A 14,566-nucleotide genomic window follows, 5' to 3' on the forward strand; every position below is an offset into this window, starting at 1 on the left:
TCTGGGGGCCCCGCGCGCGGGGGCGCGCGGGGGGGCGGGGGGGGCGCCCCCCCCCCCCCGGCCCCGGGGGCGCGGGGGGGGGGCGGGGGCGGGCGCGGGGGGGGGGGCGGGGGCGCGCGAACCGGGCGATCCGGACATGCGTACGGCCTCCGAGAGCGGGTAGGCGGTCCGATAGGGAGGGAGAACGTGAGCGGGAAGGGGCGCGATCATGAACGTCAGCGACGGAGCTCCCCGCGTGGTCGTGGGCGTCGACGGCTCCGCCCCGTCGTACGCCGCGCTGCGGTGGGCGGTCCGCCACGCGGAGCGGACCGGAGCGGCCCTGGAGATCATCGGGGTGTACGACGTCCCCGGCGCGACCGGCTGGTCCGCGCCGCCCGTGGACGCCGCCTTCGACGAACAGCAGGCGCGGGAGGCGCTGACCGAGGAGCTGCGGTCCGTGCTGCCCACGGGCGTCCGGATGCCGCCGCTGGAGCAGCACGTGGTCCGGGGCAATCCCGCCAAGGTGCTCATCGAGGCGTCGGCCGGCGCCGAGCTGCTCGTGGTCGGCAGCCGGGGCAGGGGCGGCTTCGCCAGCCTGCTCCTCGGCTCGGTCAGCCAGCAGTGCGCCGTGCACGCCTCCTGTCCCGTGGTCATCGTCCGCGAGGACGCCTCCGGCGCCACCGCCTGACCTTTGCCCGAACCGCACCCGCGGAGGTGGACCCCCATGGACGTGACGACGCCCTTCCTCAGACTCCCCGACGGGCACCTCCTGCTCCCCGCCGCCGAGGTGACGGAGCTTCTCCGGCGCCTCGCGGCCCTCTGGATCGAGTCCGCCGAGGCCGAGGACTCGGGTCTCGCGCCGGACACCGTCGCCGCGCTGGCGGGAGCGCTGACCGAGGTCGCCGACAACATCGACGCCGAGTGCATCGCGCTGCTGCCGGTGCACGAGGACCAGGACTGACGGGCTGACCAGGACCGACGGACCGACCAGGACCGACGGAGAGTGGTCGGGGGAGAGAGCGGAGGAGGCGGAGCGGAGATGGCGCGGCCGGTGTGGAAGGGCAGTCTCGCCTTCGGCCTCGTCAGCCTGCCGGTCGGGCTCTACACGGCGACGGACCACCACACCCTCCGCTTCCACCAGCTCCAGCGCGGCACCTCGGACCGGATCCGCAACCGCCGGGTGAACGAACGCACCGGCGAGGAGGTCGACCTCGACGACATCGTCAAGGGGTACGACACCGGGGACGAGTACGTCCTCGTCGAGCCCGGCGAGCTCGACGACATCGCGCCCGGCCGCTCCAGGGTCCTGGAGATCAGCGGCTTCGTCGACCTCGACGAGGTCGATCCGATCTTCTTCGACCGGACGTACTACCTCGGCCCGGCCGACAAGGACCACGGCAAGATCTACCGGCTCCTCGAACAGGCCCTCGCCCGCGCGAACCGGGCCGGCATCGCCACCTTCGTCATGCGGCAGCGCGAGTACCTGGTCGCGGTCAAGTCCGAGAACGGGCTGCTGACCTGCCACACCCTGCACTGGGCCGACGAGATCCGCGATCCGCGCCAGGAGATCGACACCCTGCCAGGCCGGCCGAGGGCCACCGACAAGGAACGGAGGACGGCCGCGCAGCTCATCGAGGCGATGGCGATCGACTGGGACCCCGACTCCTACCACGACACCTTCCGGGAGAAGGTCGCCGCCCTGATCGAGGCCAGGAAGTCCGGCGGGACCGTGGAGAAGGCCGAACCCCCGTCCGAGTCCACGAACGTCGTCGACCTCATGGACGCCCTGCGCGCCAGCGTGAAGAACGCCCGGGGCGGCGGGCGGGGCCGTACCGAGAAGCGCGGCGGCGACCTCGGGGACCTCACGAAGGCCGAGTTGTACGACCGGGCCTCCGACGCCGGCATCCGGGGCCGCTCCTCCATGACCCGCGACGAGCTGATCGAGGCCCTCGCCGCATGAGCCCGCGGCTCAGGACGAGCGATCCGGACCGGCCGGGCTGGCGCCGGGTCCGCCACGGCCGCGGCTTCCGCTACCTCGACGCCGCCGGCGCTCCGCTCGGCGCCGAGGACCGGGCCCGGGCCGTCGCGCTCGTCATCCCCCCGGCCTGGCAGGACGTCTGGGTCTGCCCCTGGCCCAATGGGCACCTCCAGGCCGTCGGCACGGACGCGGCCGGCCGGCGGCAGTACCTGTACCACGAGGAGTTCCGGCGGCGGCAGGAGGAGGCGAAGCACGCGCACGTGCGGCAGGCGGCCCGCGCACTGCCCCGGCTCCGCCGGGCCGTCGCCCGCGACCTCGCCCTGCGCGGACTCTGCCGGGACCGGGTGCTCGCCTGCGCGGCACGCCTCCTCGACCTCGGCTTCTTCCGCATCGGCGGCGAACGCCACCTGCGGGACAACGCCTCGTACGGCCTCACCACCCTGCTGCGCGAGCACGCCACCTGCGCGGGCGGGGAGATCTGCCTCGGCTATCCGGCGAAGTCGGGCCGACGGCAGCACCGCACCCTCGTGGACGAGCCCACCTACCGGGTCGTCCGCGCGCTGCTGGCGCGGCGCAACGGCGGCGAACGGCTGTTCGCGTACTGGGAGCACGGCGCCTGGCACGACCTGCGGGCGGAGGAGCTCAACGCCTACCTGCGGCAGAACGCCGGGCGGTCCCTCACCGCCAAGGACTTCCGCACCTGGCACGCCACCGTCCTCGCCGCCGTCGCGCTCGCCGTCTCCGCTCCGGTGGCGGACGCGTCCCGTACGGCGCGGGCGAAGGCGGTCCGGCGGGCCGTCCACGAGGTCAGCGAGTACCTCGGCAACACGCCCGCGGTCTGCCGGGCCTCCTACATCGACCCGCTCGTCATCGAACGCTTCGAGGAGGGCGTCACCGTCGCCGCCGCCCTGCGCCGCCTGGGCGAGGACGGCGGCTACGGACACCCGGCCACCCGCGGCGCGGTGGAGCGCGCCGTGCTCCGCCTCCTCACGTGAGGAGCCCGCGCGTCACGGAGCCTGAGCAGGCGCGGAGCCCGAGCAGGGGGTCTCACAGCGCGTCCGCCGCCGTCCGCAGGTCGGCGACCAGGCCCGCGTACATCTCCTCGCGGCGCGGGGACCGCAGGACGGCCGAGGGGTGCACGGTGGCGAGGACCCGGGTGCCGTTCCCGTCGCCGGGCAGTGGCCTCGGCACGCCCCGGTCGGTGCCGACGCGGAAGGACGGGCCGAGCAGCGCGCGACCCGCGGTGGCCCCCAGGGTGACCACCAACCCGGGGGAGACCAGACGGAGTTCCGCCAGCAGCCAGGGGCGGCAGGCGAGCGTCTCGCGCAGGCTCGGCGCCTTGTGGATGCGGCGCCTGCCGGTCTCCTCGCGGGTGAACTTGAAGTGCTTGACCGCGTTGGTGACGTACAGGTCGTCCTCGTCGATCCCCGCCTCGGCCAGGGCGCGGAAGAGCAGCCGGCCGGCGGGCCCCACGAAGGGGGCGCCCTCCCGGTCCTCCTGGTCCCCGGGCTGCTCCCCGACCAGCATCAGCCGCGCGCCCGTCCCGCCCCGGCCGAAGACGGTCCGGGTCGCGTCGCGGTGCAGGGGACAGCCCCGGCACCCGGCCGCGGCCTTCCGGTGCGCGGGGAGACCGCCCCGGTCCGGCAGATACGGCGTGGCGTCGTACGCGGACTCCCGTTCCTCGGCACCGCTCATCGCGCACCTCCTCGCGGCGGACCCGCACCCGGGGGGACGGCGGTGCCGCCGACGTGCCCGCGCCTGCCCCCGGGGGCCCGCCTGAAACTCCCCGGACGCGCTCACAGCGGCGGTACCGCCTCCGGCATGGCGGGCCCGGGGGCGGGTAGTCGCGCGCCGAGGCGAGGAGCCCGTGATGAGGATCCTGACGATGGGTGTCGAGGAAGAGTTCGTCCTGGTCGACCGCGTGACACGAGCCCCGGTCAACCGGGCGCCCGAGGTCATCCGGCGGGCGGGCCGCGAACTCGGCGAGCAGGTCCAGGCCGAGTTCTTCAACGCGCAGGTCGAGATCTGCACCCGCGCCACCGCGCACCGCCGCGACCTGGGGGACGAACTCTCCTGGCTGCGCACGGTGGTGGGCGCTGCGGCCCGGGACGTCCGCTGCCTGACGGTGGCCTGTGGCACCCCCGTCCTGCCGCCCGAGGAGCCGCTGACGGTGACGGACTCCGACCGGTACCGGCTGATGGCCAGGCGGTTCGCCCCCCTGGTCACCCGCGCCGACGGGACCGCGCGCGACGACGGGCTCGTCTGCGGCTGCCACGTCCACGTCGGCACGCTCGACCGCGGGCGCGCCCTCGCGCTGGCCCAGCACATGCGGCCGTGGCTGCCCGTGCTCCAGGCGCTCGCCGGGAACTCGCCCTACGCGGGCCGGCGCGACACCGGCTACCAGAGCTGGCGGGCCGTCGAGCACGCGCGGTGGCCGACCGTCGGCCCGACCCCGGTCCTGGACGAGGCCGAGTACCTCGCCCATGTGGCCCGGCTGGTCGGGGACGGCATCCTGCTCGACAGCCGCATGGTGTACTGGCACGCCCGGCCCTCCGAGCACGTGCCGACCCTGGAGATCCGCGTCGCGGACGCCAACGCGGAACTCGACACGGTGGTGTTGCTCGCGATCCTGGTCCGCGGGCTGGCCGCCACCCTGCTCACCCGCGTCGAGGCCGCGGAGTCGCCGCCCCGGGTCCCGCGCACGAGCCTGCTCCGGGCGCACCGGCTGGCCGCCGCGCAGGGCATCACCGGCATCGGCCTGGACCCGGTGGACGGCCGGGAGCGGCCGGCCGCGGCGCTCCTGGACGACCTGATCGCCCTCGCCCGGCCGGGGCTCGACGCGACCGGCGACACCGAGTGGGCGCGCGAGCAGTGGCGGCGGATCCGCGCGGACGGCGGCGGCGCCGCCCGGCAGCGCGCCCTCCTCCACCGGTACGGCCGCTACAGCGCCGTGGTCGACGCGCTGGCGGCGGCCACGATGCGGAGCTGACGGTTCACAGCTCGCGACCACGATGCGGAGCCGACGGTTCACAGCTCGCCGGGGTCCATCGGCTCCAGCCGCTGGAGCGCGGGTCCCTGCAGGACCCGTCCGTCGGTGCCGAAGCGGGAGCCGTGGCAGGGGCATTCCCAGGTGCGCTCGGCCGGGTTGAAGGCGACGAGGCAGCCGAGGTGGGTGCAGACGGCGGACACCGCGTGCAGCCCGCCCTGCTCGTCGCGGTGCACGGCACAGGGCTTTCCGCCGGCGCGGACGACGGTCCCGCCGCCGGGGCGCAGTTCGCGTTCGGCCTCGGCGGCGTCGCCCAGGCTGTCCAGCCGGCCCTTGACGGCGTGCTTGGCGGTGTCCCACTGGGCCTTGGCGAGCGCCGGGGCGGTCCGGAGGACCGAGCCGACGCGGCCGGGGTCGTACAGTCCCTCCCAGGGGTCCGGTCCGCCGGCGGCGAGACCGGCGATGACCATGCCGGCCAGGGCCCCGCCCGTCATGCCCCAGCCGGCGAAGCCGGTGGCGACGTAGACGGTCCCGCCGCGTCCGGGCATCCGGCCGATGAGCGGCAGGTCGTCGGTGGCGGCGTTGTCCTGGGCCGCCCACCGGTGGGTGAGGGCGAAGCCGGGGAAGTGCCGCCCGGCCCACTCCTCCAGGCGGGCGTACCGGGCCTCGGTGTCCTGCCCGGTGCCGGGCTGGAAGACCTCGCCGGTGAGGATCAGCAGCCGGGTGCCGTCCGGGAGCGGCGCCGTGCGGACGGACCGCTTCCCGCCCTCCTTCGTGATGTACATGCCCTCCGGGTCGAGGCGGGCGGGCACGGAGCCCGCGATCACCAGGTCGCGGTGCTGGGTGAGCCGGGTGGCGAGCAGCGCGCGGTCGAGGACGGGGTGGTGGGTGGCCACGACGACGTGCCGGGCCGAGACGGTGGCACCGGTGTCGGTGGTGAGCCGGCAGGGCCGCAGGTCGTCGCCGTCCTCGTCGAGTGCGGTGACGCGGGTCCGCTCGTGGAGCCGGCCGCCGCGCGCGACCAGGGCGTCGACGAGACCGGCCAGGTAGGCGAGCGGATGGAACTGGGCCTGGTCGTCCACCCGGACCGCGCCCGCGATGGGGAAGGGCAGGCCCGACGCGGTGACGAAGGAGGCGTCGAGGCCGGCCGCGCGCGCGGCCTCGGCCTCGTCGCGCAACTCCTCGACGCCGTCGTCCCGCTCGCAGTAGGTGAAGGCCGGGCGTCGCTCCAGCGCGCAGTCGATGCCGAGTTCCCCCGCGGTGTCGAGGACGTGCCGCAGCGCGGCGCTCTGCGACGCCGCGTACCGGCGGGCGGCGTCCTCGCCGTGCCCGGCCCGCAGGCCGTGGTAGGCGGTGGTGTGCAGGGCGGTGAGCTTTCCCGTCGTGTGCCCGGTGACGCCGCCCGCCAGGCGGTCCGCCTCCAGGACGACGACGCTCCGGCCCGTCCGGGCCAGTTCCCACGCCGTGCTCAGGCCGGCGATGCCGCTGCCGACGACCACCGCGTCCGCTTCCGCCGCTCCCCGCAGCGGTCCGAAGGACGGCAGCGAGGCCGTCCGCATCCAGTACGAGTCACCTGTCTCCACGCGTCCGTTCATGCCCGGCGACTGCCCGGGCGGCCCACCCTGATGCGGCGGGGCTCCGCCCGCCCACGCTCCGGGCGCGCCCGGTCACGGACCGCGCCCGCGGGATCCCGGGCCGGATGGTCCGGCTCCCGCGTTGGGGCTAGTGTCGAGAGATAGGCCGAAGGTGCGCCCGCGCCCCCGCGGTCTCCTGGTCCGCGGTGCGGGTCGAGGCGCGCGGAAGGAGCCTCCCATGACCCGTACACTGCGAGGCGCGATAGCGGTGGCCTCGACCATGGCCCTGTCCCTGGGCGTGGTGGCGACGGCGACGGGCTCGTCGCCCGGGCAGGCCAAGCAGGACATCCGGATCGGACTGCTGCTGCCGGAGAGCAAGACCACGCGGTACGAGAAGTTCGACCGGCCGTACATCGAGCAGAAGATCAAGGAACTCGCCCCGGACGCCCAGATCGACTACTACAACGCGGCCGAGAGCGCGACCACCCAGCAACAGCAGGTCAACACCGCGCTCGCCAAGGGCGACAAGGTGCTGATCCTGGACGCCGTGGACGCCAAGTCGATCCAGTCCTCCGTGGAGAAGGCGAACAAGGCCGGCGTGAAGGTCGTGGCCTACGACCGCCTCGCCCAGGGCCCGGTCGACGCCTACGTCTCGTACGACAACCGCAAGGTCGGCGAACTCCAGGGCAAGGCGCTGCTCGACGCGCTCGGCGACAAGGCGGAGAGCGGCCAGATCGTCATGCACAACGGCTCGCCCACCGACCCGAACGCCGCCGAGTTCAAGGCCGGCGCGCACTCCGTCCTCGACGGCAAGGTGAAGATCGGCAAGGAGTACGACACCCCCAACTGGGACCCGAACAACGCCAATCAGCAGATGTCCGGTGCCATCAGCGCGCTCGGCAAGGACAACATCGTCGGCGTCTACTCGGCCAACGACGGACTGGCCGCCGGCATCGCCACCGCCCTCAAGGCGGCCGGCATGGACGTGCCGCTGACCGGACAGGACGCCCAACTCGACGCCATCCAGCGGATTCTGCTGGGCACTCAGACGATCACCATCGAGAAGCCGTACAAGCCCGAGGCCGACATCGCCGCCACCATGGCGGTCAACCTCGCCGAGGGCAAGCCGCTTCCCGCCGACCTCACCCCCACCACCGTGACCAGCGGCAGCGGCCAGAAGGTGCCGGCCACCCTGCTCACCCCGGTCGTGGTGGACAAGGAGAACATCAAGGACACGGTCGTCAAGGACGGGCTGTACACGGTCCAGGAGATCTGCACGCCCGCCTACGCCGACGCCTGCAAGGAAGCCGGGCTGGAGTGACCCGCCCGGTGGTGCCCGCTCCCGCCGAGGAGGCGGTCGAAGGTGACCGAAGCGCCCGTGCTCACACTGCGGGGGGTGTCCAAGAGGTTCGGCGCGGTCCAGGCCCTGTCGGACTTCGACCTGGAGGTCCACGCCGGTGAGGTGGTCGCCCTGGTCGGCGACAACGGCGCCGGCAAGTCGACCGCCGTCAAGGCGATCGCCGGGGTGAACCCGCCCGACGACGGCGTCATCGAGTGGCAGGGCCGGCCGGTCTCCATCCACCGGCCCCACGACGCCCAGAACCTGGGCATCGCCACCGTCTACCAGGACCTCGCCCTCTGCGACAACCTCGACGTCGTCGGGAACCTCTTCCTCGGCCGGGAGCTGCGCCGCTTCGGCGTGCTCGACGAGGTCCGCATGGAGCGGCGCTCGCGCGAACTGCTCGACACGCTCTCCATCCGGATCCCGTCGGTGCGGATCCCCGTCGCGTCGCTCTCCGGCGGCCAGCGCCAGACCGTGGCGATCGCCCGCTCGCTCATCGGCGAACCGAAGATCGTCATCCTGGACGAGCCCACCGCGGCGCTCGGCGTGGAGCAGACCGCCGAAGTCCTCGACCTCGTCGAACGCCTCCGCGAGCACGGCCTCGGCACCATCCTGATCAGCCACAACATGGTGGACGTGATGGCGGTCGCCGACCGGATCGCGGTGCTGCGCCTCGGCCGCAACAACGGCTTCTTCGACCGGCGCGCCACCACCACCGAGGAGATCATCTCCGCCATCACCGGAGCCACCGACAGCGCCGTCACCCGGCGCCAGGCCCGCAAACGCGAGCAGCGGGAGGCCCAGGACGGGGAGGAGACGCCATGAACGGCTCCCGGGACCCCGACGGACGGCAGCACGGCGAGCCCGGCCCGGTCGGCGCGGGGGGCCAGGCGGGCGGCCCGGTCGGCCGCGCCGACGCCGCCGCCCAGGAGCCGGCCCCCGAGGCGGTGCCCGCGGTCGACAGCCGGCTGATCGTCCGCGAGGAGGGCTTCCGCGGATACGTCGGCGAGTTCCGGCGCAAGCTGCGCAGCGGCGAACTCGGCTCGCTGCCCGTCGTCGTCGCCGTCATCGTCATCTGGACGGTCTTCGGCAGCCTCGACAGCGCCTTCCTCTCCGCGCAGAACCTGTCCGACCTCAGCCAGCAGATCGTCGGCACCGGCATGATCGCCGTCGGGATCGTCTTCGTCCTCCTGCTCGGCGAGATCGACCTGTCCGTCGGCTCCGTCAGCGGACTCTGCGCGGCCGTCTTCGCCGTGCTCAACGTCATCAACGGCATGAACGAGTGGCTGGCGCTGCTCGTGGCCCTCGCCGGGGGAGCGGCGGTCGGACTCGTCCAGGGCTTCTTCTTCGCCAAGGTGGGCGTGCCCGCCTTCGTGGTCACCCTGGCGGGCAATCTCGCGTGGAACGGGCTGATGCTCCAGGTGCTCGGCACCAGCGGCACCGTCAACATCCCCAGCGAGAGCGTCGTCGCCGAGCTGTACTCCACGATCTTCGAGAGCCCGGCCGCCGCCTACGCGACGGCGGCGGTGGGCGTCGGGCTGTTCCTGCTCGCCTCGCTCCTCGACGCCCGGCGCCGGCGGGCCGCGCGGGTGCCGTACCGGCCGCTCGCGGAGATCGTGCTGCGGACCGTCGTCCTCGCGGCGATCGCCTTCGCCGCCGCGTACATCCTCAACCGGTACCAGGGACTGCCGCTCGCGCTGCTGGTCTTCCTGATCGTGCTGGTGCTCCTCGACTTCGTGCTGCGCCGCACCCGCTACGGGCGCCAGATCTTCGCCGTCGGCGGCAACATCGAGGGCGCGCGACGGGCCGGCATCAGCGTGCCGTTCGTCCGGATGAGCGTCTTCACCATCGCCGGCACGATGGCGGCCGTCGGCGGCATCTTCCTCGCCGGCCAGATCCAGTCCGCGAGCCAGACCTCCGGCGGCGGCAACCTGCTGATGAACGTCATCGCGGCCGCCGTCATCGGCGGGACGAGCCTGTTCGGCGGGCGCGGCTCGGTCTGGTCCGCGCTGCTCGGCGCCCTCGTCATCGGCTCCATCCAGTCCGGCATGAACATCATGGGCGTGAGCAACGCCGTCCAGTTCATGATCACCGGCGCGGTCCTGCTGGCCGCCGTGGTCGTCGACTCCCTCTCCCGCCGCAGCCAGAAGGCCGCGGGCCGCGCCTGACGGCGCCGGGGCGACCCCGCGCCGACGGCGGGCCCCGGTGAGGCGGGGCAGGCCCACCGTGGGGATCTTGTGCGGATCAGGGGAAGGTCCTGCGCCGGTCGGCCGCGCTCGACGCCTCCCGTGATCACTCCCGCCCGCAGGTGTCCACCACCCTGCGGGCCGCATTATGCCCAAATGACCCCCAAATCATCCTTATCCACCCGTGCCTGACGATCCGTCGGTCACGTTTGCGAATTGCTCCGGCGTTCTGGAAGCCTCCGTGTGACTTGTCCTGCACATGAGCACGGAGGCACCTTCACATGCCCTCAAGGCGAATACGCCGCGCCTGGTTCACCGCCGCCGTCGCGGCCTCGCTCGCGTTCACCGGCCTCGTGGCCCCGGCCCAGGCCGAGGACGCGCCCGCCTCGGACCCCACGGTCCAGGAGCCCCTCACGGCCGAGGCCGCGCCCGCGCCGCTCGCGGCCACCGCCTGGACCGCGCCCGGCGGCGCGGCCGCGCCCGGCGACTTCACGCTGTCGCCCGGCGCGCTGAACGCCGAGACCACCACCCGGGTCGCCCGCCTGGACGCCGTCCTGCCCAAGTCCGGCGTGCAGAACCTCCTCGCCGGGGCCAACCGCACGGCCGTACCGTGGTGCTCCCGCGACCCGTTCGGCACCGCTTCCGACCCCGACATCAAGTACTGCCTGCAGAACGACGACTCCGTCTCCCGCGAGTGGGTGCCCCAGGGCATCACCGGCGTCTCCGACGCCAAGGACAACGAACTGTGGGGCGAGGCCGCGAACATCCAGCTCTTCGCCTCGTACGACGGCTGGGACCCGGGCCGCGAGACCGACCCGGACCCGGCCACCGGCGACTGCACCGCCGCCGAGCTGGCCGCCGACGACGCCTGCAACCAGAAGGGCGTCCGGATCACCTTCGTCCAGAGCCGCACCAACCCGGCCACCGGCAGCCCCGAGGTCAAGTACCGGCACGTCCTGCTGGGCTGGACCTACGTCAACTCGGCCGACCACGTCTCCTTCGACGGGCTGCACGCCGCCGAGTACCCGATCCAGAAGGGCGTCCACGCCGGCGGGATCGTCTGGTACGGCAACTACCTCTACGTCGCCGACACCCGCAACGGCCTGCGCGTCTTCGACATGCGCACCATCATGGACCTGGACCCGGACGGCGACCCCACCACGCACGACGCGATGGGCGCCGACACCGACGGCGTGCAGACGACCGCCAACGTCGAGGACAGGACGAAGGTCGGCCGGCACAACAACGTCTGGTACAGCTTCGGTTACCGCTACGTGATGCCGCAGGTCGCCGCCTGGAAGTTCAAGGCGACCCAGAGCAACCCGAAGGGCTCCTACGCCTGCGTCTCGACCGGCGCCCCGAAGGCGTCGTACATCTCCCTCGACCGCAGCACCACGCCTGACCGGCTGCTGATGGGCGAGTACTGCCGCCCGCAGACCGGCTACCCGTCCACCGGACGCATCGCCTCGTACCCGGTCGCCGCCCTCGAGGGGCGCTCCGCCGACGTGACCGCGGAGGGCTGGGCCAACTACCTGCCGCTGACCAACGGCGGCGCTCAGGGCGCGGCGTCGAACGGCGGCACGCTGTACGTCAACGAGTCCAAGGGCACGGACGAGCCCGGCAACCTCTGGCGCTACCGGTGGAGCAACGGGCAGCTGGTCCAGGACGGCCAGGCCGTCAAGACCGCCCGGGGCGCCGAGGACCTCTACCTGGAGCGCGGCACCGGCCGCCTGTGGTCCCTCTCCGAGCACCGTCCGGGCTCGGCGTCCGACTGCACCGCGAACCGGGACGCCGCCGATCCGGTGGGCACCGACTACTGCCAGCGGGTGCTCTACGGGCACAAGCTGAGCTGGCTCGACGCCCAGCCGTAGGACCGGGGGCGGGTCAGGACCCGGCCGGTCCGCCGAGCGTGCGCACGGCCTCCACGACGAGGTCCCAGAACCGGTCCGGGTCCACGTCCGTCGCCACGTCGACGGTGGCGGGCAGGCCCGTCACCCCGTGCAGGTCCACCACCGTCGCGCCCCTGGTGTACGTGCCGTCCAGCTCCACCGTCACGGCCGCCCGCGTGAGGCCGGACACCGCCGGGTCGATCAGGTGGGCGACGGTCAGCGGATCGTGCAGCGGGGGCGCGTCGAAGCCGAACACCGCGCGGTACGTGGACGCGAAGTAGGTGAGCAGTTCGACGCAGAGCCGGCTCAGCGGGGTGCCGAGGGCGGCGATCCGGGCGACCACCTCGGGCGTGGCCCGCACCTGGTGGGTCGCGTTGAGGCCGAACATCGTCACCGGCAGCCCGCTGCGCAGGACGATGTCGGCCGCCTCCGGATCGCACAGGATGTTGAACTCGGCCGCGGGCGTGGTGTTCCCGCGCTCCGTCGACCCGCCCATGAGCACGATCCGCTCGATGCGGGCGGCGAGTTCGGGGTGGGCGAGCAGCAGCACCGCGATGTTGGTGAGCGGTCCGGTCGGCACCAGCGTCACCGGCTCCGGGTGCGCCAGAAGGGTGTCCCGGAGGAGGGTGAGCGCGTCGCGCGGGTCCTGCGGCACGTCCGGCTCGCCCGCGCCGAAGCCCGGCCCGTCGAGCCCCGAGGCGCCGTGGATGTCCTCGGCGACCCGCCCCGGACCGCGCAGCGGCCGGGCCCGGCCCGCGGCGATCGGCACGCCCCGGATCCCGGCCGCCGCGCACACCCGCCGGGCGTTGAGCGTGGTCTTCTCCACGGTCTGGTTGCCCGCGACGGTGGTGATGGCGAGCAGTTCGACCGTGGGGTGCGCGGCGGCGAGGAGGATGTTGAACGCGTCGTCGTGACCGGGATCGCAGTCGAGAATCACGGGAACCGCCATGCCCCCACCGTCCCACATCCCCCGCACGACGCGAAGCACGCGGTCGAGGCGGGCGGTGCGGTCCCGGCGCCGGGACCGTGCGACCCCCGGCGTGTCCGACAGTAATTACTGTCGCGCTTCAACTTCGACAGGTACGCTTGTCGCATGAGCGATGTGGACGGGATCCCGACCCCCGACAAGACCGACGACGACTTCTGGACCGCCCTCTCGAACCTGGTGGAGCCTCCGTGGCGCGAGCCCGTCCAGGACGACGCGTTCACCATGGACGAGCACGTCCACGAGGCGGTCCGCGACCTGGCGGAACGGATCTCGACCCGCCTGCTGGCCTACCGGGCCGCCGGCAAGTCCCCCGACCCCGTGCTCATGGCGGCGCCCGACGTCCAACTGGCGCTCCTGCGGGCGCTGTACGAGGCCAGGCAGTCCGTCGACCGGCTGGCCGAGAGCGCCGCCACCGTCGCCGGCCGCAGCGGCGCGAACTACGCGCAGCTCGGTGCCGCCTGGGGCGGCATCAAGCGGCAGTCCGCCCGGCTCAAGTGGCCCCACGCCGTGGTCAGGAAGTCCGCCAGCGAGTCCATCCCGCTGCACTACGCGGGCGGCACCGCCGTCGTGCACCACGACGCGGACGCCGACGCCTGGTGGTACACGGCCACCGCCGCCGACCAGCAGGAGAAGGAGTCCGAGCCCGTCCACGGCAGCTATGCGGAGGCCATCGCCGGAGCGACCGAGTTCCTCCTCGCGCACACCACGCCGGACCGACCCGCGCCCGCGTGACCGGTCAGAGCGGGCCGTCCCCGCAGCCGTAGCCGCCCTCGCCCGGGTCCTCGCCCTCCGCGCGGCGGATGCGGCGGTGCTTCCGCGACGGCGGCGGGGGATAGCGGGACAGCAGGGCGTCCAGCTTCGCGAGGGCGGTGGCCGTCGCCATGAGGACGAGCGCGGTCGCCGCGAGTCCGACGCCGACGTGCAGGCCGCTCGCGTTCAGGATCACGCCGATCCCGAGGCTCGCGGGGACCCCGAGGCCGGCGACGGCCACCTGGAGCACCTCCAGCCGTTTGCGCGCGCCGAACCGGCCGGCCATAGCGGTTCCCCTTCGCCGTGAAGTGTCCGTGCGGGGGGTGGTTCCCGCCCCTCCGTGGCGGAACACGCGCCTCCACCCGCCGCGCGTGCGCCGACGCCGCCGTGGGCGGATCCTGGAAGGGACGGGGGAGCAGCGCCCCGGGCGCGTACGGCACCGGCGGCGCCCACCGGCGTGCGAGGAGGCAGACCATGACAAGGAACCTGGAATGGAGGGTCGGCCTCGAACTGAGCGAGGACGCGGGCAGGACCAAGGCCGAGGCCCGGCTCGACACGGGGACGGCGACCTTCACGGGGCACGGCACGGCCCGCTGCAACCCGGCGGACACGGACGTGCCGGTCATCGGAGACGAGCTGGCGGCCGGCCGGGCCATGAAGGACCTGGCGGGCAAGCTCATGCGGGAGGCGAACCGGGAGATGGACGCGGCCGGCGCCGGGACCGTACCGCAGCACACGGGCCCCGGATACGGCTGGCCGGAGGCGGTCTCCTGAGGAGCCCGCCGACGCACGGACCCGGGGGCCCCCGGCGGGGCCCGGGGGGGCGGCGGGGGCCCACACCGGGGGGGGGCCCGGCCCCCGTGGGGGGGACCCGCAGCACCCCCCGCCGGGGCG

Annotated in this window: 15 protein-coding genes; 11 read left to right on the plus strand and 4 right to left on the minus strand. The window is 73.9% G+C overall.

Annotated elements, in window-relative coordinates; translation table 11 throughout:
* Positions 1 to 208: 208 nt before the first annotated feature.
* From ACFW1I_RS13670 to ACFW1I_RS13685, 4 genes are all read left to right on the plus strand, one after another.
* The gene (locus ACFW1I_RS13670; RefSeq protein ID WP_384669459.1) at positions 209 to 667 is read left to right on the plus strand and encodes a universal stress protein; all 459 of its coding nucleotides are present in this window, start codon (positions 209 to 211) and stop codon (positions 665 to 667) included.
* Between the two features lie 36 nt (positions 668 to 703).
* Positions 704 to 940, plus strand: a complete 237-nt coding sequence (locus ACFW1I_RS13675; protein ID WP_384669460.1) for a DUF6213 family protein — start codon at positions 704 to 706, stop codon at positions 938 to 940.
* Between the two features lie 78 nt (positions 941 to 1,018).
* Positions 1,019 to 1,939, plus strand: coding sequence for a Ku protein (locus tag ACFW1I_RS13680; protein WP_384669462.1), 921 nt, complete (start codon positions 1,019 to 1,021; stop codon positions 1,937 to 1,939).
* A complete protein-coding gene (locus ACFW1I_RS13685) occupies positions 1,936 to 2,952 on the plus strand; it encodes a DNA topoisomerase IB (protein WP_384669463.1) in 1,017 nt (338 codons plus the stop codon). Before ACFW1I_RS13680 ends, ACFW1I_RS13685 begins: the two co-directional genes overlap by 4 nt.
* Before the next feature lie 52 nt (positions 2,953 to 3,004).
* On the opposite strand, the gene ACFW1I_RS13690 is transcribed toward ACFW1I_RS13685, so the two are convergent.
* Positions 3,005 to 3,652 (minus strand): UdgX family uracil-DNA binding protein, encoded by a 648-nt coding sequence (locus tag ACFW1I_RS13690; protein ID WP_384669465.1) that lies wholly within the window; start codon positions 3,650 to 3,652, stop codon positions 3,005 to 3,007.
* A 175-nt stretch (positions 3,653 to 3,827) separates the two neighbouring features.
* Between ACFW1I_RS13690 and ACFW1I_RS13695 the strand changes: the two genes are divergently transcribed.
* Positions 3,828 to 4,946, plus strand: coding sequence for a YbdK family carboxylate-amine ligase (locus tag ACFW1I_RS13695; RefSeq protein ID WP_384669466.1), 1,119 nt, complete (start codon positions 3,828 to 3,830; stop codon positions 4,944 to 4,946).
* 38 nt (positions 4,947 to 4,984) lie between these two features.
* On the opposite strand, the gene ACFW1I_RS13700 is transcribed toward ACFW1I_RS13695, so the two are convergent.
* Complete coding sequence (locus ACFW1I_RS13700) at positions 4,985 to 6,538, minus strand: FAD-dependent oxidoreductase (RefSeq protein WP_384669468.1); 1,554 nt, start codon at positions 6,536 to 6,538, stop codon at positions 4,985 to 4,987.
* Between the two features lie 217 nt (positions 6,539 to 6,755).
* On the opposite strand from ACFW1I_RS13700, the gene ACFW1I_RS13705 reads away from it, so the two are divergent.
* From ACFW1I_RS13705 to ACFW1I_RS13720, 4 genes are all read left to right on the plus strand, one after another.
* Positions 6,756 to 7,838, plus strand: a complete 1,083-nt coding sequence (locus ACFW1I_RS13705; protein ID WP_384669470.1) for a substrate-binding domain-containing protein — start codon at positions 6,756 to 6,758, stop codon at positions 7,836 to 7,838.
* Positions 7,839 to 7,880: 42 nt separating this feature from the next.
* The gene (locus ACFW1I_RS13710; RefSeq protein ID WP_384669472.1) at positions 7,881 to 8,684 is read left to right on the plus strand and encodes an ATP-binding cassette domain-containing protein; all 804 of its coding nucleotides are present in this window, start codon (positions 7,881 to 7,883) and stop codon (positions 8,682 to 8,684) included.
* Positions 8,681 to 10,027 (plus strand): sugar ABC transporter permease, encoded by a 1,347-nt coding sequence (locus ACFW1I_RS13715; protein WP_384669474.1) that lies wholly within the window; start codon positions 8,681 to 8,683, stop codon positions 10,025 to 10,027. The genes ACFW1I_RS13710 and ACFW1I_RS13715 overlap by 4 nt, the downstream gene beginning before the upstream one ends.
* A gap of 299 nt (positions 10,028 to 10,326) precedes the next feature.
* Positions 10,327 to 11,916, plus strand: coding sequence for a hypothetical protein (locus ACFW1I_RS13720; protein WP_384669476.1), 1,590 nt, complete (start codon positions 10,327 to 10,329; stop codon positions 11,914 to 11,916).
* 13 nt (positions 11,917 to 11,929) lie between these two features.
* On the opposite strand, the gene ACFW1I_RS13725 is transcribed toward ACFW1I_RS13720, so the two are convergent.
* Positions 11,930 to 12,883: a nucleoside hydrolase gene (locus ACFW1I_RS13725; protein ID WP_384669477.1), complete on the minus strand. Its 954-nt coding sequence runs from the start codon at positions 12,881 to 12,883 to the stop codon at positions 11,930 to 11,932.
* A gap of 144 nt (positions 12,884 to 13,027) precedes the next feature.
* Here ACFW1I_RS13725 and ACFW1I_RS13730 point away from each other — a divergent pair, with 144 nt between their 5' ends.
* Positions 13,028 to 13,654, plus strand: a complete 627-nt coding sequence (locus ACFW1I_RS13730; protein ID WP_384669479.1) for a hypothetical protein — start codon at positions 13,028 to 13,030, stop codon at positions 13,652 to 13,654.
* A 4-nt stretch (positions 13,655 to 13,658) separates the two neighbouring features.
* On the opposite strand, the gene ACFW1I_RS13735 is transcribed toward ACFW1I_RS13730, so the two are convergent.
* Positions 13,659 to 13,958: a hypothetical protein gene (locus ACFW1I_RS13735; protein WP_384669480.1), complete on the minus strand. Its 300-nt coding sequence runs from the start codon at positions 13,956 to 13,958 to the stop codon at positions 13,659 to 13,661.
* A 188-nt stretch (positions 13,959 to 14,146) separates the two neighbouring features.
* Between ACFW1I_RS13735 and ACFW1I_RS13740 the strand changes: the two genes are divergently transcribed.
* Entirely contained in the window at positions 14,147 to 14,446 is a 300-nt protein-coding gene (locus ACFW1I_RS13740) for a DUF1876 domain-containing protein (protein ID WP_384669482.1), read from the plus strand.
* The last annotated feature ends 120 nt before the right edge of the window (positions 14,447 to 14,566 follow it).

Source organism: Streptomyces sp. NPDC058955, from assembly GCF_042741435.1.
In the GTDB taxonomy this organism is placed as follows: Bacteria; Actinomycetota; Actinomycetes; order Streptomycetales; family Streptomycetaceae; genus Streptomyces.

What these genes read in the sequence shown, in the direction of transcription:
- ACFW1I_RS13680 (WP_384669462.1), top strand. Translation starts at nt 1,019, where the DNA reads ATGGCGCGGCCGGTGTGGAAGGGCAGTCTCGCCTTCGGCCTCGTCAGC.
- ACFW1I_RS13675 (WP_384669460.1), top strand. Translation starts at nt 704, where the DNA reads ATGGACGTGACGACGCCCTTCCTCAGACTCCCCGACGGGCACCTCCTG.
- ACFW1I_RS13735 (WP_384669480.1), bottom strand. Translation starts at nt 13,958, where the DNA reads ATGGCCGGCCGGTTCGGCGCGCGCAAACGGCTGGAGGTGCTCCAGGTG.
- ACFW1I_RS13730 (WP_384669479.1), top strand. Translation starts at nt 13,028, where the DNA reads ATGAGCGATGTGGACGGGATCCCGACCCCCGACAAGACCGACGACGAC.
- ACFW1I_RS13715 (WP_384669474.1), top strand. Translation starts at nt 8,681, where the DNA reads ATGAACGGCTCCCGGGACCCCGACGGACGGCAGCACGGCGAGCCCGGC.
- ACFW1I_RS13705 (WP_384669470.1), top strand. Translation starts at nt 6,756, where the DNA reads ATGACCCGTACACTGCGAGGCGCGATAGCGGTGGCCTCGACCATGGCC.
- ACFW1I_RS13740 (WP_384669482.1), top strand. Translation starts at nt 14,147, where the DNA reads ATGACAAGGAACCTGGAATGGAGGGTCGGCCTCGAACTGAGCGAGGAC.
- ACFW1I_RS13725 (WP_384669477.1), bottom strand. Translation starts at nt 12,883, where the DNA reads ATGGCGGTTCCCGTGATTCTCGACTGCGATCCCGGTCACGACGACGCG.
- ACFW1I_RS13690 (WP_384669465.1), bottom strand. Translation starts at nt 3,652, where the DNA reads ATGAGCGGTGCCGAGGAACGGGAGTCCGCGTACGACGCCACGCCGTAT.
- ACFW1I_RS13700 (WP_384669468.1), bottom strand. Translation starts at nt 6,538, where the DNA reads ATGAACGGACGCGTGGAGACAGGTGACTCGTACTGGATGCGGACGGCC.
- ACFW1I_RS13695 (WP_384669466.1), top strand. Translation starts at nt 3,828, where the DNA reads ATGAGGATCCTGACGATGGGTGTCGAGGAAGAGTTCGTCCTGGTCGAC.
- ACFW1I_RS13670 (WP_384669459.1), top strand. Translation starts at nt 209, where the DNA reads ATGAACGTCAGCGACGGAGCTCCCCGCGTGGTCGTGGGCGTCGACGGC.
- ACFW1I_RS13685 (WP_384669463.1), top strand. Translation starts at nt 1,936, where the DNA reads ATGAGCCCGCGGCTCAGGACGAGCGATCCGGACCGGCCGGGCTGGCGC.
- ACFW1I_RS13720 (WP_384669476.1), top strand. Translation starts at nt 10,327, where the DNA reads ATGCCCTCAAGGCGAATACGCCGCGCCTGGTTCACCGCCGCCGTCGCG.